The sequence below is a fragment of the Microbaculum marinisediminis genome, from assembly GCF_025397915.1.
Classification (GTDB): Bacteria; Pseudomonadota; Alphaproteobacteria; order Rhizobiales; family Tepidamorphaceae; genus Microbaculum; species Microbaculum marinisediminis.
The window spans coordinates 396820-415668 of record NZ_JALIDZ010000002.1; the positions used below are offsets into that span (position 1 = coordinate 396820).

At 64.9% G+C, this 18849-nt stretch carries 22 protein-coding genes; 6 read left to right on the forward strand and 16 right to left on the reverse strand.

The window, feature by feature from the left end; all coding sequences use genetic code 11:
* Window positions 1-18: 18 nt before the first annotated feature.
* The 3 genes from MUB46_RS05170 to MUB46_RS05180 all read right to left on the reverse strand — a co-directional run bounded on the left by MUB46_RS05170 (window position 19) and on the right by MUB46_RS05180 (window position 3226).
* The gene (locus MUB46_RS05170; protein WP_261614809.1) at window positions 19-372 is read right to left on the reverse strand and encodes a DUF1491 family protein; all 354 of its coding nucleotides are present in this window, start codon (window positions 370-372) and stop codon (window positions 19-21) included.
* Between the two features lie 187 nt (window positions 373-559).
* Window positions 560-1399 carry a peptidoglycan-binding domain-containing protein gene (locus MUB46_RS05175; protein WP_261614810.1) on the reverse strand — a complete coding sequence of 280 codons (840 nt, stop codon included), beginning with the start codon at window positions 1397-1399 and terminating at the stop codon, window positions 560-562.
* A 21-nt stretch (window positions 1400-1420) separates the two neighbouring features.
* Window positions 1421-3226: a sensor histidine kinase gene (locus MUB46_RS05180; RefSeq protein WP_261614811.1), complete on the reverse strand. Its 1806-nt coding sequence runs from the start codon at window positions 3224-3226 to the stop codon at window positions 1421-1423.
* 330 nt (window positions 3227-3556) lie between these two features.
* Here MUB46_RS05180 and MUB46_RS05185 point away from each other — a divergent pair, with 330 nt between their 5' ends.
* Window positions 3557-3937 (forward strand): DUF5330 domain-containing protein, encoded by a 381-nt coding sequence (locus tag MUB46_RS05185; RefSeq protein WP_261614812.1) that lies wholly within the window; start codon window positions 3557-3559, stop codon window positions 3935-3937.
* 190 nt (window positions 3938-4127) lie between these two features.
* Entirely contained in the window at window positions 4128-4574 is a 447-nt protein-coding gene (locus tag MUB46_RS05190) for a SufE family protein (protein WP_261614813.1), read from the forward strand.
* Here MUB46_RS05190 and MUB46_RS05195 read toward each other — a convergent pair.
* The gene (locus tag MUB46_RS05195; RefSeq protein WP_261614814.1) at window positions 4567-5424 is read right to left on the reverse strand and encodes a DUF6456 domain-containing protein; all 858 of its coding nucleotides are present in this window, start codon (window positions 5422-5424) and stop codon (window positions 4567-4569) included. The genes MUB46_RS05190 and MUB46_RS05195 overlap by 8 nt on opposite strands.
* Window positions 5421-5789: a helix-turn-helix domain-containing protein gene (locus MUB46_RS05200; protein WP_261614815.1), complete on the reverse strand. Its 369-nt coding sequence runs from the start codon at window positions 5787-5789 to the stop codon at window positions 5421-5423. The genes MUB46_RS05195 and MUB46_RS05200 overlap by 4 nt, the downstream gene beginning before the upstream one ends.
* A gap of 220 nt (window positions 5790-6009) precedes the next feature.
* Between MUB46_RS05200 and MUB46_RS05205 the strand changes: the two genes are divergently transcribed.
* On the forward strand, window positions 6010-6354 hold the full coding sequence (locus tag MUB46_RS05205) for a DUF6477 family protein (protein WP_261614816.1): 345 nt from the start codon (window positions 6010-6012) through the stop codon (window positions 6352-6354).
* Window positions 6355-6406: 52 nt separating this feature from the next.
* Here MUB46_RS05205 and MUB46_RS05210 read toward each other — a convergent pair whose 3' ends face one another.
* The 11 genes from MUB46_RS05210 to MUB46_RS05260 form a co-directional block, all read right to left on the reverse strand.
* Window positions 6407-6820: a Ros/MucR family transcriptional regulator gene (locus tag MUB46_RS05210; RefSeq protein ID WP_261614817.1), complete on the reverse strand. Its 414-nt coding sequence runs from the start codon at window positions 6818-6820 to the stop codon at window positions 6407-6409.
* A gap of 299 nt (window positions 6821-7119) precedes the next feature.
* Window positions 7120-8805, reverse strand: coding sequence for a Na(+)/H(+) antiporter subunit D (locus tag MUB46_RS05215; protein ID WP_261614818.1), 1686 nt, complete (start codon window positions 8803-8805; stop codon window positions 7120-7122).
* Window positions 8798-9040 (reverse strand): hypothetical protein, encoded by a 243-nt coding sequence (locus MUB46_RS05220; protein ID WP_261614819.1) that lies wholly within the window; start codon window positions 9038-9040, stop codon window positions 8798-8800. The genes MUB46_RS05215 and MUB46_RS05220 overlap by 8 nt, the downstream gene beginning before the upstream one ends.
* Window positions 9037-10512, reverse strand: a complete 1476-nt coding sequence (locus tag MUB46_RS05225) for a proton-conducting transporter transmembrane domain-containing protein (RefSeq protein ID WP_261614820.1) — start codon at window positions 10510-10512, stop codon at window positions 9037-9039. The genes MUB46_RS05220 and MUB46_RS05225 overlap by 4 nt, the downstream gene beginning before the upstream one ends.
* Window positions 10509-12008 (reverse strand): monovalent cation/H+ antiporter subunit D family protein, encoded by a 1500-nt coding sequence (locus MUB46_RS05230; RefSeq protein ID WP_261614821.1) that lies wholly within the window; start codon window positions 12006-12008, stop codon window positions 10509-10511. The genes MUB46_RS05225 and MUB46_RS05230 overlap by 4 nt, the downstream gene beginning before the upstream one ends.
* Window positions 12005-12373, reverse strand: coding sequence for a cation:proton antiporter subunit C (locus MUB46_RS05235; protein WP_261614822.1), 369 nt, complete (start codon window positions 12371-12373; stop codon window positions 12005-12007). Before MUB46_RS05235 ends, MUB46_RS05230 begins: the two co-directional genes overlap by 4 nt.
* On the reverse strand, window positions 12370-12786 hold the full coding sequence (locus MUB46_RS05240; RefSeq protein WP_261614823.1) for a Na(+)/H(+) antiporter subunit B: 417 nt from the start codon (window positions 12784-12786) through the stop codon (window positions 12370-12372). Before MUB46_RS05240 ends, MUB46_RS05235 begins: the two co-directional genes overlap by 4 nt.
* Before the next feature lie 3 nt (window positions 12787-12789).
* Window positions 12790-13311, reverse strand: coding sequence for a DUF4040 domain-containing protein (locus MUB46_RS05245; protein ID WP_261614824.1), 522 nt, complete (start codon window positions 13309-13311; stop codon window positions 12790-12792).
* Between the two features lie 5 nt (window positions 13312-13316).
* The gene (gene mnhG / locus MUB46_RS05250) at window positions 13317-13808 is read right to left on the reverse strand and encodes a monovalent cation/H(+) antiporter subunit G (RefSeq protein WP_261614825.1); all 492 of its coding nucleotides are present in this window, start codon (window positions 13806-13808) and stop codon (window positions 13317-13319) included.
* A complete protein-coding gene (locus tag MUB46_RS05255) occupies window positions 13805-14089 on the reverse strand; it encodes an MrpF/PhaF family protein (protein WP_261614826.1) in 285 nt (94 codons plus the stop codon). Before MUB46_RS05255 ends, mnhG begins: the two co-directional genes overlap by 4 nt.
* On the reverse strand, window positions 14086-14565 hold the full coding sequence (locus tag MUB46_RS05260; protein WP_261614827.1) for a Na+/H+ antiporter subunit E: 480 nt from the start codon (window positions 14563-14565) through the stop codon (window positions 14086-14088). Before MUB46_RS05260 ends, MUB46_RS05255 begins: the two co-directional genes overlap by 4 nt.
* A 229-nt stretch (window positions 14566-14794) precedes the next feature.
* On the opposite strand from MUB46_RS05260, the gene msrB reads away from it, so the two are divergent.
* The 3 genes from msrB (at window position 14795) to MUB46_RS05275 (ending at window position 18805) form a co-directional block, all read left to right on the forward strand.
* Window positions 14795-15217, forward strand: a complete 423-nt coding sequence (gene msrB / locus MUB46_RS05265) for a peptide-methionine (R)-S-oxide reductase MsrB (RefSeq protein WP_261614828.1) — start codon at window positions 14795-14797, stop codon at window positions 15215-15217.
* An 81-nt stretch (window positions 15218-15298) separates the two neighbouring features.
* Complete coding sequence (locus MUB46_RS05270) at window positions 15299-17425, forward strand: S9 family peptidase (RefSeq protein ID WP_261614829.1); 2127 nt, start codon at window positions 15299-15301, stop codon at window positions 17423-17425.
* Between the two features lie 162 nt (window positions 17426-17587).
* Window positions 17588-18805 carry an acyl-CoA dehydrogenase gene (locus MUB46_RS05275; protein WP_261614830.1) on the forward strand — a complete coding sequence of 406 codons (1218 nt, stop codon included), beginning with the start codon at window positions 17588-17590 and terminating at the stop codon, window positions 18803-18805.
* Window positions 18806-18849: the final 44 nt, after the last annotated feature.

Sequence of the window (18849 nt, forward strand, 5' to 3'; positions counted from 1 at the left end):
TGCGGCCGCCTGCTCGCTTCACAATCCGTCTACGACCTGCTCCAGGAGATGCCGGCCAGTCCGCTCCTCCACCTCGACCACCCACAGGTCGGGATCGAACCGGCGTTGTCGGGCGAGATATTCTTCCGCCTTGGCATCCTCCACGGGCTCGGCGCCGGTCGCCCGTGACCACAGCCGTTCGACAGGCCGGTCGTCCTCGAAGGCGGTCTGCGGCGCCGGGCCGTAGACGTCGGCGGTGCCGTCGAGACGGTTGATCTTGATGAAGATCGCGCCGGCCTCCTCCGCGCCGCGGCGCATCACCGCGACGGGAATGCCTTCTGCCGACAGCCGCCGCACGTAGGCCGAGACCCAGATCGCCGATTTCAGCCGCAAAACGTGTCCTCCGACGGAAGAGTTGTGTCCCGCCTCATGATAGCCGGTGACGTTATGGGAGCGCACCCTCCCGGTTCATCGTCCGGGACACCGATCGTCCCGGCGCACCGGGGCCGGAAATGCAATCGCGCCCGGACGGATAGACCGCACGGAACCAGGCGCATAGAAGGGCCGCCTGTCTGCCGCGTCAGCCGAGCGGCACGCCGGAGACGGCGGTGAGTTCCTGCAGGAGCTTCGGCGATATCTGGCCGGTCATGGGCATCCCCCGATCGACCTCGAAATCCTCGATAGCCCGCTTCGTCGAGGACGACATGCGCCCGTCGATGGAGCCGGGCGCGTAGCCGAGGTCCGCGAGGATAGCCTGAACCGCCTCGATGCGCCGGTCGGTATCGGACGGGGGAACGGGCACCGGCGCCGACGCCGATTGTTGCGGGGCGACCGACGGGCTTTCGGCGGGCTCATCGGCCTGCTCGAGCAGCGCGGCCACCGGATCGCCGTTTTGGACCGGCGTCGCCGGGGCTATGGCCGTCTCGTTCCCCGGCGCCGGACGCACCGGGCTCGGAACCGGCTGCGGCGGCGCTTGCAGCGTCGACATGCGCACATGGGCAAGCAGTGCCTCGGATGGCTGGCCGGTGTCGGCGAGACTTGCCATGCGCTCGTAATCGCGGATAGCGGCTTCCGTGCGCGGGCCGTACTGGCCGTCGATGCCGCCCGTATAGAAGTTGCGGCGCGCCAGCTCGATCTGGAGATCGCGCGTAAGCTCCATCTGCTTGGCCACGAGGCGGGCCCGGTCGGCGTCCTCCGCGCTGGCGGGATCGATCTTCGCCACCTGACGGTCCGGCCTGGCCGGCGGCAGTTTCGCCGGAACGCCGGCAATCGTGTCGCGGCCGAGGAACGGGGCCGGGTGCGGCCCGGTCTGCAGCCACATGGCGTTCACCGAGATCGCCCCCCACGAGCCGACGACGGCGGCGGCGGCGAGCACGCCGAGAGGATTGCGAATGACCACTCCGATAAGCCTGCCCAACATGGCCTGATTCCCTGTTCGGTCTTAAGCGCTCAGCTTGATCGCGCCGGCAGCGTTCGGCGACGTTTCCGGCTGCGCGTCCGGTCGCCGCGTGCCGTTCGCGGACACCTGCGCCAGGGCGCTGCGCGGCAGACGCACCGTCACCCGCGTGCCGAGACCAAGCTCGCTTTCGATTTCCACCTTGCCACCGTGCAGCACAACCAGTCCCTTGACGACGGACAGCCCCAGACCCGTTCCGGCATGGCGGCGGTCGAAGGCCTCCCTGAGCTGAACGAACGGATCACCGAGGCGGGCGATCTCGTGGCGCGGGATGCCGATCCCCTCGTCGGCGACGTAGATGGCCACGCCCTCGCCGTCGCGATAGGAGCCGACGACGATGCGGCCGCCCGGACGGGAGAACTTCACCGCGTTCGATAGGAGATTGAGCACCACCTGCTTGCAGGCGCGACGATCGGCACACAGCTCCAGCATGGAATACGGCAGGTCGGTCTCGATCCGCAACCGTGCGGCTTCAGCGTCGCCTACCACCATCTTGCGGCAACCGTCGATCAGCTCGGCGACGTCGAACGGCTCGGGATGAATCTCGAAATTGCCGGTCTCGATCTTCGACATGTCGAGGATGTCGTTGACGACCTCGAGAAGGTGGTTGCCGCTCTCGTGGATCAGTCCGGCATATTCACGGTGCTTCTCGTTGTCCATGCGGCCGTAGAGCTCGCTGGTCAAGATCTCCGAGAAGCCGATGATGGCGTTCAGCGGCGTGCGCAGCTCGTGGCTCATGTTGGCGAGGAAGCGGCCCTTGGCGATGTTGGCGCTCTCGGCCTCCTCGCGGGCTTCGCTCAGGGCGAGCTCGGCCCACTTGCGCTCGTTCACTTCGCGCAAGACGCCGACGATATCCGGCGTGGCCCCCGCCTCGCCTGGCATCGGCCGGCAGCGCATCTCGACCCACACATAGTCCTGCGCCCCGTCGGGCCGGCCGCGCTGGACGCGGAACTCAACGTCCGACTGGCGGCCCGCCGCCGCATCGTCGAGCGCGGTCAGGTAGTTGGGCCGGTCGGCGACATGCACTCTGGCGAACAGACCGTCGCCGTCGAGCCCCGCCCCATCGGTGCCCAGCAACGCCAGCGCAGCGTCGCTGGAATAGGTGACATTGCCGTTTCGACGCAATGTAAGCAGCACGTCACCGGCGGCGTCGACAATCGTCCGCAGCTGGTCTCCGCCGGCGCGCTGGTGTTCGGCGAACGCCCGTGCCATCGCGCCGCCGCGGGCCGCCAGCAGTCCGGCATAGAGAAGCGCCGGCAGGGCGCCCAGCAGCGCGAAAGACCAGGCGGGAACCGGAAACGCAAGCGCTGCCGGCAGCAGCGCGGCGGCATCGAGCCCGACAAGCGCGAGCAGCGCCGCCGCAGCGATTGCGGTGGCGGCCACGACGGTCCGCGCCGAGCCGGACAGTACCGCTTCGGCGGGCACCGCGATCAGCCACGGCAGGAAGAGGGACGTCGGACCGCCGGTCCAGGCCGATGCGAAGACAACCAGTCCCGACAGCGTCGAGGCGGACATCAGATGGGCGGTCGCAAGTCGTCCGGTGCGCGACAGGTACAAGGCGACCGCCAGCGGCGCCGTCAGCCATGCAAAGCAGGCGACCGCCACCAGATCGGGGGCACCCCAAAGCGCCAGGTAGACAGGCAGGACCACGGCAGCGGCCATCCCGCCGATCAGCCTGGTGGCAATGAAGCTGGCGTGGATGGCGGCCCGGATCGGATCGTGCCGGGCACTCTCGTGCACCATAGAGGCTACGATGCGGGAAAACGGCGAACTGGACTCGAAAACGCGCACTGAATACTCCAACCACCCGCAACCGTCCGGCGGGGTGGTATTCGGGGCAAATCACGGTATTGACCGCATGAGGGGACTATGCCAGCGCCCCCTTAAGGGAACACTAAATCGAGGCCAGTATCGGCGCCGAATTTATCAGGGTTAACAACCACATAACGGCGGAAAACCCTTTTGATCCGGAGACTTCGGGCATAGGTCAGGGCCGTCTGCGCCGTTGTCGGGCAATTAGTTCAAATTTTCTCTTTTCGGCAAAGTTGATCTCAAGTCGGCCCGCGTAAGGTCTCGGCATGATCGGCGCGAGACGGCGTCGGCAGACAAAGGGCAGACGTCATGTTTCTCATTCGCACCGCATTCTGGCTGTCTTTGGTCATACTGTTCATCCCGACGGGCGAATCCGAAACGCCGGGAAAGGAAGCCATCAACAGCCTAAGCCAGGTTTCCACGTTCGAAGCTCTTTCGGCGGCACAAAGCACGATGTCGGATCTCGCCGGTTTCTGCGAACGCAATCCGGAGACATGCCAGACCGGTTCGGAGGCGCTGAAGGTCTTTGGCCAGAAGGCTCAGTACGGCGCCAAGAAGCTCTACGAATACATCGTCGAGGTGAATTCCGACAACGGCACCGACGAGACGATCTCCGTGTACGGCGGCATCGATACGCTGCTGCAGGAAGACAAGGACATTCCCTGGCAGGGACCGGAAAACCAGGGCTGACCTAAAGGCCGGATCAAAGCCGGCTTCGGGCGCAAGAGTTTCGTCGGGCCTCACGGCGCGACGACCCGGCCGCGGGCGGTGTCCTGCCCTTCATCGCCCGCGGCACGGGACCTGTCCGGCTCAACCGGCGGATCAGAATAGTTCAACCATTGGAATTGGCAGCGCCGGCCAGGGGCCTTATATCCTGGGCATGACCAATGCAGCCGCCTCCGCACCGATCAAGACCATCCTCGACGATTTCGCCTTCCTCGACGACTGGGAGGATCGCTACCGCTATGTGATCGAGCTTGGCCGCACGCTGGAGCCGCTGGGCGACGCCGAGCGCACCGCCGAGACCAAGGTCAACGGCTGCGCCAGCCAGGTCTGGCTGGTGACGGAGGTCGCCGATGGCGACGATCCGGTGCTTGTCTTCCGTGGCGACAGCGATGCCCATATCGTGCGCGGTTTGATCGCGATCCTGCTTGCGCTCTACTCGGGGCGACCGGCGAACGAGATCCTCGCTACCAGTTCCACCGAAATCTTCGACAAGCTGGGACTGCGCGATCATCTGAGCTCGCAGCGTTCCAACGGCCTGAAGGCGATGGTGGCCCGCATCCAGCGCGACGCCGAGGCGGCGACGGCCACCGCCCTCAGCTAGGGGTCTCGGCGGCGGAGCCGATCCTGGGACGATAGTCCTCATCCCCCCAGTGCAGGATTTTCCTGGCGCGGTCGGGCCCGCGAGCCGTTTCCGAAAGGCCGTAATGCGCGGCCAGCCTGTCTAGCGCGATACCCAGGACAACCTTGGCAGAACGACGCGGCCAGCCTCGTTTTCGTTCCGCATCCTCCAGACCCGTCAGAAAGCAGCACACGTCGATCAGCAGGGCGCCGAGATCGGGGCCGAGCGCGCGCAGCACCACCTCGACGCGCTGGCGAGCGTCAAGCGCGGCGTCGGTGACATCGGCGGGGCCGCCGCCGCCACGTCGATGTCGTTTGCCGGCCGACGGTCGCGTCCAGTCGGCGGTGACGCGCGGATTGAGCCGGCCACGCTCGAAATCGGCACGAAGCCGTTCGCCGGCCGCGAACTGGGTTTCGGTGACCAGCGGCCTGCCGTCGGCACCACGGCGGCGGCGCAGCCATGCAAGCGGGCTTTCGTTGACGGCCACGGTCACCGTGGCGCGCTCTCCCCCCGGCATTTCTACGTCCACGGTGTCGGTCGCCAGATGCTGGCCACGCCAGGGCGTGCCGCCAGATTTGTGCCGACGCAGCCAGGCAAGGCCCGCCTCGCTCGCGATCCGTGCGGACCCGGCCGGCTCGAGCCAGTCTCTGGCTAGCATCAGGTCGACAAGCGCACGATCGGCGACGATCCGTGGCGCCGTCTCTTCGGGGGCGCGAAGCTCATAGCGACCGGCGACATCTCCGGCCGGCTCCAGCCGCCGGCCGTTCCGGGCCAGAGCCGACAGGATCCGTGCCGCCGACTCTTCCTGGCGCCAATTCAGCGTACGCCTCATGCCCGCTCCCCTGTCGCAACGGCGATACGGCGCTCGAGCCGGGAAACCCGGGCATCAAACCGGACATCGTCGCGCCGGTCCTCGATCCGGGCGCAGGCGTAGGTGACACAGGTGCGGTGACGGCGAAATGTCCGTCCGATCTCGGCATACGTCCATCCGAACAGGACATGGGCCAGATACATCGCGACATGGCGGGCAAGGGCCTCGCGGGCGGCCGTTCGTCCGGCTGCGTCGATCACCGCTTCGCGAACCCTGAAGTTGCGGGCCACCACCGAGACCAGCACGGATTTCATGTGCTGGCGCGAGACATCCGGATCCGGCGCTTCCTTGCTACACGGCGTCACGACTGGCGACCGGATCTCCATGCCTTGCTCCCTCATACGCAGTCGCCGCGGATGAGCGGCAATAGGAATTATTTCCTCCTTTCTAACGTAACGCAGGGAAGCGTGAATAGATTCAGGCCAATTCTGTCTTTTTCCCGTGCTATCCCCGGTGCTTAGCAGCCATTCTAATAGGATTTTTTTCTCATATCGTGTGTGTCCCCCTACCCTCGTCGAACCGAAACGGATCGACGAGGCGGTAGCGATGACAAACGGGTCTTTGTTGAAAAAAGCGGCCGGGCGGAACCTGGCGCACCGCATCCCGGGCAAAGCTCGAGGTATTCGCCAGGCGGTTCGCGCCGGAGAGGCGCGCTACGAGCGGAAACGGCATCTGCCGTGGCTCGCGCGCGCCACACCTGACGAGATCGCCAGCGACGATCCCGCTGTTACGCGGTCGATCGTCACGCGGCTAGAGCGGGCGCTCAGCGCCGAACGCCGGCGCGGCCGTGCTGGCCACTGGAGCTACGATATCAATCGGCATATCGCGCTGATGCAGGCCCTGGCCGCGGAAAAGCAACGCCTCGGCGAAGTTTCCCTGCCGAGGCGATGAACATGGCCTGCCGTCGCGCCGCGACGGCGGGACGGAAAGCTATATCAGGACGTCAGCGACGCTTGCGACGCTGGCCGAGACCCATCTTCTTGGCGAGGGCCGACCGTGCTGCCGCGTAATTCGGCGCGACCATCGGATAGTCAGGCGCCAGACCCCACTTTTCCCGATACTCCTCGGGCGAAAGATCGTAATGCGTGCGCAGGTGACGCTTCAGCGACTTGAACTTCTTGCCGTCTTCGAGACAGATGATGAAATCCGGGGTCACGGAACGGCGTACCGGCACCGCCGGCTTCAGCTCTTCCTTGACCGGCTCCATCGCCCCCGTCGCGGCCGACACCAGCGCCTGATGGACGTCGCCAATCAGGGCAGCAAGATCGCTGGTCGGCACAGTATTGTTGCTGACGTAGGCAGAGACGATGTCCGCTGCCAGCTCAATCAGTTCGGTTTTCGGGGTGGTCTGTTCCATAAGATTTTGAACTCTTCTCACGGTGTTTTGGGAAACCGGCGGGGATTCGGGATGTCCCAAAAATCGCATTTCGCGATTTCGACCGGCCGGGTGCCGGAACCTGTTCGATTCGCCGTCAGTTTTTCCAAGCGAGGCGAGACATAATATAAGGGATATCCGATATCAACTGGATACCGGCGTTTATTTCCCCCAGACTGAATAAAACTTACCTTATTCTGATTCGATCCCGCTGCATCGCGGTGCAGGGCGGTTGTAGGCTTTCATTCTGCCACCATCACCCTGCGTAAGCTATTGCTCTTCTAGCGTACATAGTACACCAGCAACCATGCGGCGAGTAACAGCGTCGCCCACAACACCATCGACCCAGTCGGCCAGGTCCGGGCCAGAACACCGCGTGGACCGTGATGCTTGTAGACACCGGCCACGAAACGGCGCGCCTGGCTTGCCGTCCGATTGGCAACGGCTTCCCACGCGGCCAGCATCCGCCAGTCGAACTCGCGACCGAGCGCCTTGCCGAGCCCCCGCCAGAACCAGTCGAAATCCAGAGTGATCGTCTCGGTGGTCTTTAACATATTCAGCAGCAGGAAGAAGGCCAGACCGGCAAACAGCAGAATCTGCAGTTGGAAGACCACGTGCGACCAGGTGTAGGGCACGTAGTCGACCGGATAGGGCAGGATCTCGTAGAGCGGTGCGGGGAAGACGCCAATGCCGATGCACAGCGCCGACAGCAGCCACATGGCGACGGTCATGTTGGCGGGCGGGTCCGGCGGGCGCAGGCCGGAATCCTTCTGGAAGAAGACGAACCACGGGAACTTGAGGCCGACATACAGGAATGCGGCTGCCGATGCCGCGGCAATGGCGAACCAGACGATGGCCAGATGCGCGTCGGCGGCGCTCTGGCTGATCATCGACTTGGAAATGAAGCCAGATGTGAGCGGGAAGGCGGAGATCGAAAGCGCGCCGATGATGCCGCAGATGGTCGTCACCGGCATGGTGCGGAACAGGCCGCCGAGATCGGTGCACTTGCTCTTGCCGGTGGCGTAGAGCACGGAGCCGGCCGACATCAGCAGCAGCGCCTTGTAGATGATGTGGGCGAAGGCGTGGGCGGCGGCGCCGTTGAGCGCCATCTCCGAGCCGATGCCGATGCCCGTCACCATGAAACCGACCTGATTGACGATCGAATAGACGAGGATCCGGCGCATGTCGTTCTCGAGGATCGCGTAAACGATCCCGTAGAAGACCATGTAGAGGCCGATCCAGATCAGGATCTCCGTGCCCGGAAAGCCCCGCAGCAGAACGTAGACGGCGGTCTTGGTGGTGAAGGCCGACAGGAACACCGCGCCGCTCCACGAGGCCTGCGGATAGGAGTCGGGCAGCCAGGCGGAGAACGGCGGCGCGCCGACATTGATCAGGAAGCCGGCCAGGATCAGCCAGGTGCCGAGGGAACCGACCTCCATCGCGGTGAACGCGATCGATCCGGTATCGGCCACGTAGGCGACGATGCCCGTCATCAGCAGCACGCCGCCGAGCAGGTGGATGATGGCGTAGCGGATGCTCGCGCCCCAGGCGTTCGGTCCGCCGCACCAGATGACTACGGTGGAGGCGAGCGCCATCAGCTCCCAGAACACGAAGACCGTCAAAAGGTCGCCGGCGAAGACGACGCCGACCGCGGCGCCGCCGTAGGCATAGGCGGCGGGAAGTTCAAACCGGTTCGGCTGGTGGAGCGAGAACAGACCTCCGGCAAACGCCGTCAACGTGAAGACCGTGCCGAAGACACGCGACAGCGCGTCGCCCTGGACGGGGACGAGCTCGTAGCCGAACCAGGACATCGTCAGCGCCGGGCCATCCGGCACCCCCCAGACGAGATACAGCGCCACCAGCGGCAGGACGAGCGCGACGATCGAGCGCACCGAACCTGTCAAGAACGGCAGCAGGAACGCGCCGAGGAACAGGATCAATCCGGGCGGAATGACCGTCTCAATCATAGTAGTCGTCCCGCCGCTTCAGGAGGGCGCCGAGCGCCTTGGAGAACACCACCAGCACGACGCAGGAGACGAAGCCATACCAGGCGCCGAAGCCGAAGGTGCCGTCGACGCCGAAATAGCCGTGATGCTCGACGAAGAAATCGGCCAGCACGGTGATCGCGAGAATGGCGATGAACACGATCCACAACCGGCGGATCGTTTCCGGCCGGACGAGCCAGGGCTGCTTTTCCTTCATTGGCCTATCCCCACCATCGACTCGGCCAGCGCGACAAGCGGCCCGGGAAACAGGAACAGAAGTATCGTGCCTGCCGCGGTCGCGGTCAGAGCGATCACGATCGGCAACGGGGCCTCGCCGTGGTCGCCGTGATGCTTCACGTACCCCTCGTCTTCCTTGCGCGCGAAGGCGGTATAGACGATGGGCAGGAAATAGGCCGCGTTCAGGGCCGTGGAAAGGACGATCACGCCGACGGCGAGCCAGGCTTCGGCGCTATAGGCGCCGGACAGGATGAACCACTTGCTCAGGAAACCGGCCGTGGGCGGCACGCCGATCATCGACAGGGCGCCGATGGCGAAGGCCCCCATCGTCCAGGGCATGCGCCGGCCGATCCCGTTCATCTGGCTGACTTCGGTGACGTGCGCGGCGGTGTAGACGGAGCCAGCGGCGAAGAACAGCGTGATTTTGGAGACGGCATGCGCCGCGATATGCACGGCGGCCCCGACCAGCGACAGCGGCGCCAGGATCGCGGCGGCGAGAACGACGTAGGACAGCTGGCTGACCGTCGAATAGGCGAGCCGCTTCTTCAGATTGTCCTGCCTCAGTGCCACGAGCGACGCGGCGATGACCGTGAAGCCCGCGAGCCACATCATCCAGCCGGCCGTTCCGGCGCTGACGAGATAGTCGACACCGAAGACGTAGACCACGACCTTGGTGACCGTGAACACGCCCGCCTTGACGACGGCCACGGCATGCAGGAGCGCGGACACCGGGGTCGGCGCGACCATTGCCGCGGGCAGCCAGAAATGAATGGGCATCACGGCTGCCTTGCCGATGCCGTAGACGAACAGCAGCAGGAGCACGCCAACCATGGCGACCGGCACCGTTTCCGGCAGGATGCCGCCACGGTTGAAGGTCAGCGTTCCCGCCAGCGCGCCGGTCCAGATGATGGCCGGCAGCAGCAGCAGCATGGAGGTGCCAAGAAGGATCGAAAGGTAGATTCGTCCGCCGATCCGCGCCGCGTCGTCGCCCTTGTGGACGACCAGCGGATAGGTCGAGAGCGTCAGGATCTCGTAGAACAGGAAGATCGTGAACAGGTTGTCCGAAAAGGCGATGCCCATGGTGGAGGAGAGCGCCACGGCGAAACAGACGTAGAACGACGTCTGGCGCGGCTCGTTGTTGCCGCGCATGTAGCCGATCGAATAGATCGAGTTGACGATCCACAGCGTCGAGGCGACGCAGGCGAAGATCATGCCCAGCGGCTCGACCGAAAAGGCGATCACCACCCCTGGCATCACCTCCAGCCCGCCGGTCATCGGCACCTCGCCGGCGAAGACCAGCGGCACGATGGAATAGACCACGACGACAAGCAGGCCGGCGGCGAGCAGCGTGACGGCCTCGCGCACGTTCGGCAGTCGGTGGAACAGCGGGATCAGCAGCGCCGCGGCGGCGGGAATCGCCAGGGCGAGGAGAATCAGGGTCGAACCGCTCATCTCAGCCCCGCGAACAAGACGTCTGCGGCCTGCGCGGCGATGCCGGCCGTCATCTCAGAGTCGATGCCGAATGCGATGCAGGCGCCGGCGAGTATCCAGGTCGGCACCAGCATCGACAGCGGCGGATCGGTCGCATCGGCCGCAGCGCCCGTGGGCTTGCGGAACCACGCCATCTCGATAACGCGCCCGATGTAGATCACGGCCAGGAACGAGCTGCCCATGATCAGAAAGGCCAGCCACCACCAGCCGTTTTCGATGGCGGCCATCGCCAGGTACCATTTCGAGATGAAGCCGACCGTGCCGGGCACGCCGATCAGCGACAGGCCGGCGATGACGAAGGCAGCCATGGTGATCGGCATGCGCCGGCCGATGCCGGCCATGCCGCCGAGCCGGCAATGGCCGATCCGGAAGGCGATGCACCCCATCACCATGAACAGCGCGCCCTTCATCAGCGCGTGGTTGAACAGGTGCACGATGCCGCCGGTCAGGCCGAGTGGCGACGCTTCCGCGATGCCGAGCGTGATGTAGCCGATCTGCGCCACCGACGAGTACGCGAGCATGCGCTTCACGTTGTCCTGGAAGATGGCAACGATCGAGGCGGCGTACATCGCCGCAATCGACATGATCAGCAGGATCGGCGTGACCGGCAGATCCTCGAAGACGAAGGCGACGCCGAAGATCGAGAAGTAATAGCGCAGCAGCAGATAGACGGCGACCTTGGTGGCGGTCGATGCGATGAACACCGTGGCCACAGAGGGGGCGCCGGTATAGGCGTTCGGCAGCCAGACGTGCAGCGGAAACAGCGCCAGCTTCAGGCACATGCCGACCGTGATGAAGGCGAGCGCGGCGAGCACCGGCCGGGTCTGTTCCACCGCGACGATGCGCTCGGCCATATCGACGAAGTTGAGCGTGCCGGTCATGGCGTAGAGCAGGCCGACGCCGATGACGTAGAGAGTGGCGCCGATGGTGCCCAGGATCAGGTACTGGTAGGCCGCGACCAGCGCCCGGCGATCATTGCCGAGCGCGATCAGCACGTACATCGCCAGCGACGAAACCTCCATGAACACGAAGGCGTTGAAGGCATCGGCGGTAATCGCCATGCCGAGAAGACCGGCAAGGCACAGAAGATAGACGCAGTAGAACCACGCCTGCTTGTTCTCGGCGATCTCCGCGGCGACCGACCGTCGCGCATAGGGCATCACCACGGCGCCCATGACCGAGATGAGCACCAGCAGGAAGCCGTTGACGACGTCGACGCGGTACTCGATGCCATAGGGCGGCTCCCAGCCGCCGAACGCGTAGGACACCGGGCCGGTCGTGAGCACCTGCATCAGCAGCATGACCGAGATAACCGGCATGGCAAAGCTGACGAGCGTCGCGATCGCCCAGCCGAAGCCGCGCCGGTCGATCAGCGCGCACAGGGCCGCGCCGGCAAGCGGCAGGACGATCTGCAGAGCCGGAAGCTGCTCCGCCAGTTGAAGCCCCTCACCCGTCATTCGTCATCGCCCTGGTCGAAAATTTCGTCTTCCTCGATGGTCCCGTAGACCTCATTGATGCGGACCACGAGACCGAGTCCGAGGGCGAGCGTGGCGACGCCGACGACAATGGCGGTGAGGATCAGCACGTGCGGCAGCGGGTTCGAATAGACCGTGAACCCGTCGGCCAGGATCGGCGGCGTGCCGCCGAGGATCTTGCCCGGCGAGATGTAGAGCAGATAAACGGAGGTCTGGAAGATCGACAGGCCGACCAGCTTCTTGACCATGTTGCCGCGCGCGACAACCACATAAAGGCCGGCGACCATCAGGAAGATGGTGATCCACTGATTGTAGTGATCGACGATCGCGGAGACGAATTCGTTCATCGGCCCCGCCCCGCGAATGCGTAGAAGATGGCGACCATGGTGCCGGCAACCGTGATCAGAACGCCAAGCTCGATCAGCGTGATGCCGAGATGCTGGCCGGCCACCGGATCATGCTCGAGCACCGAATAGTTCAGGAATTCGCCGCCCATCAGCATGCCGGCGACCCCGGTGCCGAGATAGAGCAGCACACCGAGCGAGATCATCTTCTCGACCGCCTTGACGGAGAGCACGCGCATCGCCCGATCAAGGCCGAACATGATCGCATAGAGAATGATGCAGGCGGCGACGATGACGCCGGCCTGGAAGCCGCCACCGGGGCCGACCTCGCCGTGGAACTGCACGTAGAGGCCGAACACCAGGATGAACGGCAGCAGCAGCTTGGTGACAACACGAAGAACGACGTCGAGGCGCATCGTCTAGTCCTTTGCCTTGGACCGCACATTGCGGCGCAGCAGCAGGAGCACGCCGATGCCCGCCGTGAAAACGACGACCGTTTCGCCGAGGGTGTCGAAACCACGGTAGCTGGCCAAGACCGAAGACACGACGTTGGGAACCCCCGTCTCCGGCAGCGAGCGCTCGAGATAAGCCTGGCCGACATGGGTGTTCGGCGGCGTGTCCGCCGCACCGAAAGGCGGCAAGTCGGCGGCGCCGTATATCAGCGCGGCGCCGATGACGATGGTCACGAACATCGGCAACAGCGGCGTATGCCGGGGGGCGGCTTCCTCGGACTTGGTGAGATAGAGCGCGGCCAGCATCAGGACCGTGGAGACTCCGGCGCCGACGGCGGCCTCGGTCATCGCCACGTCGACGGCGTCGAGCACGATCAGAACGCTTGCCATAAGGAACGAGTAGATGCTCGACAGGATGACGACCGCGAATAGATTGCGCAGGCGCACGACGCCGATCACGACCAGCGCCATCATCGTCAGGAGCACCATGTTGATCAGCGCTTCGATGACGAGCCTCCCTTGCCTTTGCCTGGCGACTTCTTCGCCGATTTCGACTTCGACGGACTCTTCTTTCCGGAGGACGGCTTTTTCGGCGGCTCGGCAGGACCGGCCTGCGGCTCGACGACGCCGAACTCCTTGATCAGCTCAAGCTCCTTGATGCGCCGGCGCCCGGCACGGTCGAACAGCACCGGGCGCAGCCCCACCGCGAGCGCGCCGCGGGCGAGCGCATGCGTGGCCAGCGGGCCGGTGAAGAAGAATATCGCCAGGATGAACAGAAGCTTCACCGTCACCAGCGTGAAGCCGGCCTGAACGATCATACCGAGGATCAGGAAGCCGGCCCCCACCGTGTCGCTGACCGACGTCGCATGCATGCGCGTGAACACATCGGGCATGCGGATCAGCCCCAACGCGCCGACGACGAGGAAGAAACTCCCGATGGCCAGGAACATCCCGCTGACGATGTCGGTGAGGAGCGCGGTCGTCATTGGGTCGGCTCCTCGCCGCCGCGATGGCCGAGATCGCCGAAGCGGAAGTACTTCAGCACCGCGATCGTGCCGATGATGTTGAGGAGCGCGTAGAGAATTCCGATGTCCAGGAATTCCGGTCGGCCGGTGAGGAAGCCGAAAACGGCGAGCAGCAGGATGGCGCCGTTGCCGATCGCGTTGGCGGCGACCAGGCGGTCGAAAACCGTCGGTCCGGCCAGCGCCCGCACAACCGCAAGCGCAAGCGCGACGAGTACCGCAACCGCTGCGACAGCAAACATCATGTGCCAGCCTCGAAGGTTGCGACACGGCGATCCATTTCGCCTTCCTCCAGCGCCTCGCCGCCGTCCTCGGTCAGCGCGTGGACCAGGATCTCATGCTTGCGCTCCGACACCACCGCGGAGATCGTGCCCGGCGTCAGCGTGATGGAGTTCGCATATGTGGTGATCCCGACGGCCCCTTTCTGATGGGCCGTTACCCGCATGAGCGTCGGCGAGATGGGCAGCTTCGGATTCAGGATGATCTTGGTGACGTCGATCGCCGACTTCATGATCTCCAGAATCAACCACGGCCAGTAGAGAACGCCACGCCAGAACAGCCCGTAGGGAAGGCTCTCCTCGTCGAGGATGTCGAGCCGGCGGGCAAAGAGGACGCCCAGCCCGACGGACAGGACCCCATAACCGATGAGCAGCGCCTCGTAATGGCCGGACAACAGCAGCCAAAACGCGAAAAGCACCGCCGCCAAGATCACAAGCCGCATGTTTCGGCCTCTTTCACGCCCCGGCAAACCGGCGGCAGCATCTCGCCACCGTCATCGGATAAAGGCGCGTTTGACTCCTCGAATCGCATGCCGTTGAACATACGAAGGGGCGCACCGGCGTCAATCAAAACCGGTCCAAACCATACGACAACTCAACAAGTCTTGGCATCGGCACACCTCCCGCCCTATGTGATTGGCAATTGACTCTTCGTTGTGGAGGCTGTGCCCGATGTCCGATCAATCCGAACGGCCCAAGGTCGTGAAATCCGACCAGGAGTGGCGCGCGCAGCTCACGCCCGAGCAATACAGGATCACGCGCAAGCACGGCACGGAGCGCGCCTTCACCGGCCCCTACTGGGACGACAAGGACCCGGGCACCTATTCGTGCGTCTGCTGCGGCGCGCCGCTGTTCGACGCCGGCACGAAATACGAGTCCGGCACCGGCTGGCCGAGTTTCTACGAGCCCGTCTCGGCCGAAGCCGTCAGCGAACACGACGACCGCGCGCTGTTCATGCGCCGCACCGAGGTGCGCTGCGCCAGCTGCGACGCCCATCTCGGCCACGTCTTCCCCGACGGCCCGCAGCCGACGGGACTGCGCTACTGCCTGAACGGCAACGCGCTGAAGAAGGAGCCGGAAGGCGGAGCGGAATAGCCTCTTGCCTTGTCGATCCTGCCGCGGGCCGGTAGTAGCCTGCCCGAACCCTTCGTGTTTCCTGCAGGACGAGTAGTTCCCATGCCCGCACCGACCGCCGAACGCCGCCCCGAGAAGACCGTCCATCACGGCCGCGAGCGGATCGACGACTATGCCTGGCTGAAGGACAAGAACTGGCAGCAGGTGATGCACGATCCGTCGGTGCTGGATCCGGCGATCCGCGCCTATCTGGAGGCCGAGAACGCCTGGACGGAAGCGGCGCTGGAGCATACCGAGCCGCTGCAGGAACACCTGTTCACCGAGATGCGCGGGCGCATCAAGGAGGACGATTCCAGCGTGCCCGCGCCGGACGGGCCCTATGCCTACGCCATGCGCTACGAACTCGGCGCCCAGCATCCGCTCATCGTCCGCGAGCCGCGGGATGCCGCCAGGAAAGGGGACCACGGCGCGGAGGAAGTGCTGCTGGACGCCGACTTCATGGCGAGCGGCAAGGCCTATTTCCGCATGGCCAGCGCCGATCACAGCCCGAACCACAAGCTGATCCACTACGCCGTCGACGAAATGGGGTCGGAGTTCTACACGATCCGCATCCGCGATATCGCCTCGGGCGAGGATTTCGCCGACGCGATCCCGCGCACGACCGGATCGGCGGTCTGGTCGGCCGGCAGCGACTATCTGTTCTACACCTGGCTCGACGACAACCATCGCCCCAAGCGGGTGATGCGCCACCGGGTCGGCACTTCGCCGGACGATGACGTGGTGATCTACGAGGAAGACGATCCGGGCTTCTTCGTCGGCGTTTCGGACACCCAGTCGGGCCGGTTCATCGTCATCAGCACCCACGACCACGAGACATCCGAGCTTCGTCTGATCGACGCGTCGCAGCCGGAAAGCGAGCCGGTGATGGTCGCGCCGCGGCGCAAGGGCATCGAATACCGGGTCGACCATCACGCCGGGCGCGGCCGCGACGACGAACTGGTGATCCTGACCAACGCCGACGCGGCGGAGGACTTCAAGATCGCGACATGTCCGCTGGCCTCCCCCGGCCCGGAGAACTGGCGCGATTTCGTGCCGCATCGCGAGGGCCGGCTGATCCTCGACATGGTCAGCTATCGCGACCATCTGGTGCGCCTTGAGCGCGAGGACGGGCTGCCGCGCATCGTCGTCCACCGTTACGCCGACGGCGAGGAGCACGCCATCGCGTTTCAGGAGGAGGCCTATTCGCTCGGCCTGCTGCCCGGCTACGAGTACGACACCGCGACCATCCGCTTCTCCTATTCGTCGATGCGCACGCCCTCGGAAGTGTTCGACTACGACATGGAGAGCCGCCAGCGCACCTTGCGCAAGCGGCAGGAGGTGCCGAGCGGCCACGATCCGGACCGCTACGTAGTGCGCCGCCTGCACGCGACCTCGTGGGACGGCGAGACCGTGCCCGTCACCCTGCTCTACCGGACCGACACGCCCCTCGACGGCAGCGCACCCTGCCTGCTCTACGGCTACGGCTCCTACGGCATCTCCATACCGGCGGCTTTCAATACGAACTGGCTGTCGCTCGCCGACCGTGGCTTCGTCTATGCCATCGCCCATATCCGCGGCGGCAAGGACAAGGGCTATCACTGGTATCGGGACGGGAAAGGCGCGAAAAAGACCAACACGTTCAAGGATTTCGTTGCCGTCGGCGAGTACCTTGCCGATGCCGGGATCACCGCGCGCGGCCGGATCGTCGCCCATGGCGGCTCGGCCGGGGGCATGCTGATGGGCGCTGTCGCCAACATGGCGCCGGACCTGTTCCTCGGAATCGTCGCGGAAGTGCCGTTCGTCGATGTGCTCGCCACCATGCTCGACGACACGCTGCCGCTGACGCCGCCGGAATGGCCGGAATGGGGCAACCCGATCGAAAGCGCCAAGGAATACGACCAGATCGCCGCTTACAGTCCGTACGACAACGTGCGCGAACAGGCCTATCCCAACATCCTCGCCCTCTGCGGGCTGACCGACCCCCGCGTCACCTACTGGGAGCCGGCGAAGTGGATCGCGAAACTGCGCACCCACAACACATCGGATGCGACGATCCTGTTGCGCACCAACATGGAAGCCGGACACGCCGGCGCGGCGGGGCGGTTCGACCGGCTCAAGGAGATCGCGCTGGTCTATGCCTTCGCGCTGAAGATGGCGGGCGCGCTGAAGATCGCAGGCAAGGCTGAATAGGCGGCTCAGGTCTGCCATTTGTGTCTGGACAGAAACAATTTGAAGATTAAAATAATATCTGTATCGGGCGCATAGCGAGGATGCGTCAACGTGTCTCGAAATCGGAGACACGTTGAGTTAGAGGTTGCGCCCACCGTTCACGAGAAGATCGAGGGTTACCCTATGTCCGTCGCCGCCAGCGCGAAGCCGTCTCCGACCAGCTACGCCAAGTTCGTGTGGGAGGATCCGTTCCTCCTTGAGGATCAGCTCACCGAAGACGAGCGGATGATCCGCGATACCGCGCAAGCCTACGCGCAGGACAAGCTGATGCCGCGCGTGCTGGAAGCGTATCGCAACGAAAACACCGACCGGGCGATCTTCAACGAGATGGGCGAGCTCGGCCTGCTCGGCGTTACGATCCCCGAGGAATACGGCGGCGTCGGCGCCGGCTACGTCTCCTATGGCCTAGTCGCGCGCGAAGTGGAGCGCGTCGACTCCGGCTACCGCTCGATGATGAGCGTGCAGGCCTCGCTGGTCATGTATCCGATCTACGCCTATGGCGACGAGAGCCAGCGCAAGAAGTACCTGCCCAAGCTTGCCTCCGGCGAATGGGTCGGCTGCTTCGGCCTGACCGAGCCGGACCACGGGTCCGATCCGGGCGGCATGGTGACGCGCGCCGAGAAGATCGACGGCGGCTATCGCCTCACCGGCGCGAAGATGTGGATCTCGAACTCGCCGATTGCCGACGTGATGGTGGTCTGGGCGAAGTCCGCCGCGCACGACAACCAGATCCGCGGGTTCATCCTCGAAAAGGGCATGAAGGGCCTGTCCTGCCCGAAGATCGAAGGCAAGCTGTCGCTTCGCGCCTCAATCACCGGCGAGATCGTCATGGACAATGTCGAGGTGCCGGAAGAGAACCTGCTGCCGAATGTCTCCGGCCTCAAGGGCCCGTTCGGCTGCCTCAACCGCGCCCGCTACGGCATCTCGTGGGGCGCGCTGGGCGCGGCCGAGTTCTGCTGGCACGCGGCGCGGCAGTACACGCTCGACCGCAAGCAGTTCGGCAAGCCGCTCGCCGGCACCCAGCTCATCCAGAAGAAACTCGCCGACATGCAGACCGAGATCGTGCTCGGCCTGCAGGGCTCGCTTCGCGTCGGTCGCCTGTTCGACGAGGGCAAGGTGGCGCCGGAGATGATCTCGATCGTCAAGCGCAACAACTGCGGTAAGGCGCTCGACATCTCGCGCATGGCCCGCGACATGCACGGCGGCAACGGCATTGCCGACGAGTTCCACGTCATGCGGCACCTGGCGAACCTCGAGACCGTCAACACCTACGAAGGCACGCACGACGTCCACGCGCTGATCCTCGGTCGCGCGCAGACGGGCATCCAGGCGTTCTTCTGACGCAGGCAACCGCGGACCGCAATCCGCGTTTGACCGAAAGCCCG

Coding starts and splice junctions, on each gene's coding strand:
- MUB46_RS05210 (WP_261614817.1), bottom strand. CDS start 6,820: ATGGAACAGACCACCCCGAAAACCGAACTGATTGAGCTGGCAGCGGAC.
- MUB46_RS05185 (WP_261614812.1), top strand. CDS start 3,557: ATGTTTCTCATTCGCACCGCATTCTGGCTGTCTTTGGTCATACTGTTC.
- MUB46_RS05190 (WP_261614813.1), top strand. CDS start 4,128: ATGACCAATGCAGCCGCCTCCGCACCGATCAAGACCATCCTCGACGAT.
- MUB46_RS05235 (WP_261614822.1), bottom strand. CDS start 12,373: ATGAACGAATTCGTCTCCGCGATCGTCGATCACTACAATCAGTGGATC.
- MUB46_RS05225 (WP_261614820.1), bottom strand. CDS start 10,512: ATGAGCGGTTCGACCCTGATTCTCCTCGCCCTGGCGATTCCCGCCGCC.
- MUB46_RS05245 (WP_261614824.1), bottom strand. CDS start 13,311: ATGGTGCTCCTGACGATGATGGCGCTGGTCGTGATCGGCGTCGTGCGC.
- MUB46_RS05255 (WP_261614826.1), bottom strand. CDS start 14,089: ATGATGTTTGCTGTCGCAGCGGTTGCGGTACTCGTCGCGCTTGCGCTT.
- MUB46_RS05275 (WP_261614830.1), top strand. CDS start 17,588: ATGTCCGTCGCCGCCAGCGCGAAGCCGTCTCCGACCAGCTACGCCAAG.
- MUB46_RS05240 (WP_261614823.1), bottom strand. CDS start 12,786: ATGCGCCTCGACGTCGTTCTTCGTGTTGTCACCAAGCTGCTGCTGCCG.
- MUB46_RS05230 (WP_261614821.1), bottom strand. CDS start 12,008: ATGACGGGTGAGGGGCTTCAACTGGCGGAGCAGCTTCCGGCTCTGCAG.
- mnhG (WP_261614825.1), bottom strand. CDS start 13,808: ATGACGACCGCGCTCCTCACCGACATCGTCAGCGGGATGTTCCTGGCC.
- MUB46_RS05195 (WP_261614814.1), bottom strand. CDS start 5,424: ATGAGGCGTACGCTGAATTGGCGCCAGGAAGAGTCGGCGGCACGGATC.
- MUB46_RS05260 (WP_261614827.1), bottom strand. CDS start 14,565: ATGCGGCTTGTGATCTTGGCGGCGGTGCTTTTCGCGTTTTGGCTGCTG.
- MUB46_RS05200 (WP_261614815.1), bottom strand. CDS start 5,789: ATGGAGATCCGGTCGCCAGTCGTGACGCCGTGTAGCAAGGAAGCGCCG.
- MUB46_RS05215 (WP_261614818.1), bottom strand. CDS start 8,805: ATGATTGAGACGGTCATTCCGCCCGGATTGATCCTGTTCCTCGGCGCG.
- MUB46_RS05205 (WP_261614816.1), top strand. CDS start 6,010: ATGACAAACGGGTCTTTGTTGAAAAAAGCGGCCGGGCGGAACCTGGCG.
- MUB46_RS05220 (WP_261614819.1), bottom strand. CDS start 9,040: ATGAAGGAAAAGCAGCCCTGGCTCGTCCGGCCGGAAACGATCCGCCGG.
- MUB46_RS05270 (WP_261614829.1), top strand. CDS start 15,299: ATGCCCGCACCGACCGCCGAACGCCGCCCCGAGAAGACCGTCCATCAC.
- msrB (WP_261614828.1), top strand. CDS start 14,795: ATGTCCGATCAATCCGAACGGCCCAAGGTCGTGAAATCCGACCAGGAG.
- MUB46_RS05175 (WP_261614810.1), bottom strand. CDS start 1,399: ATGTTGGGCAGGCTTATCGGAGTGGTCATTCGCAATCCTCTCGGCGTG.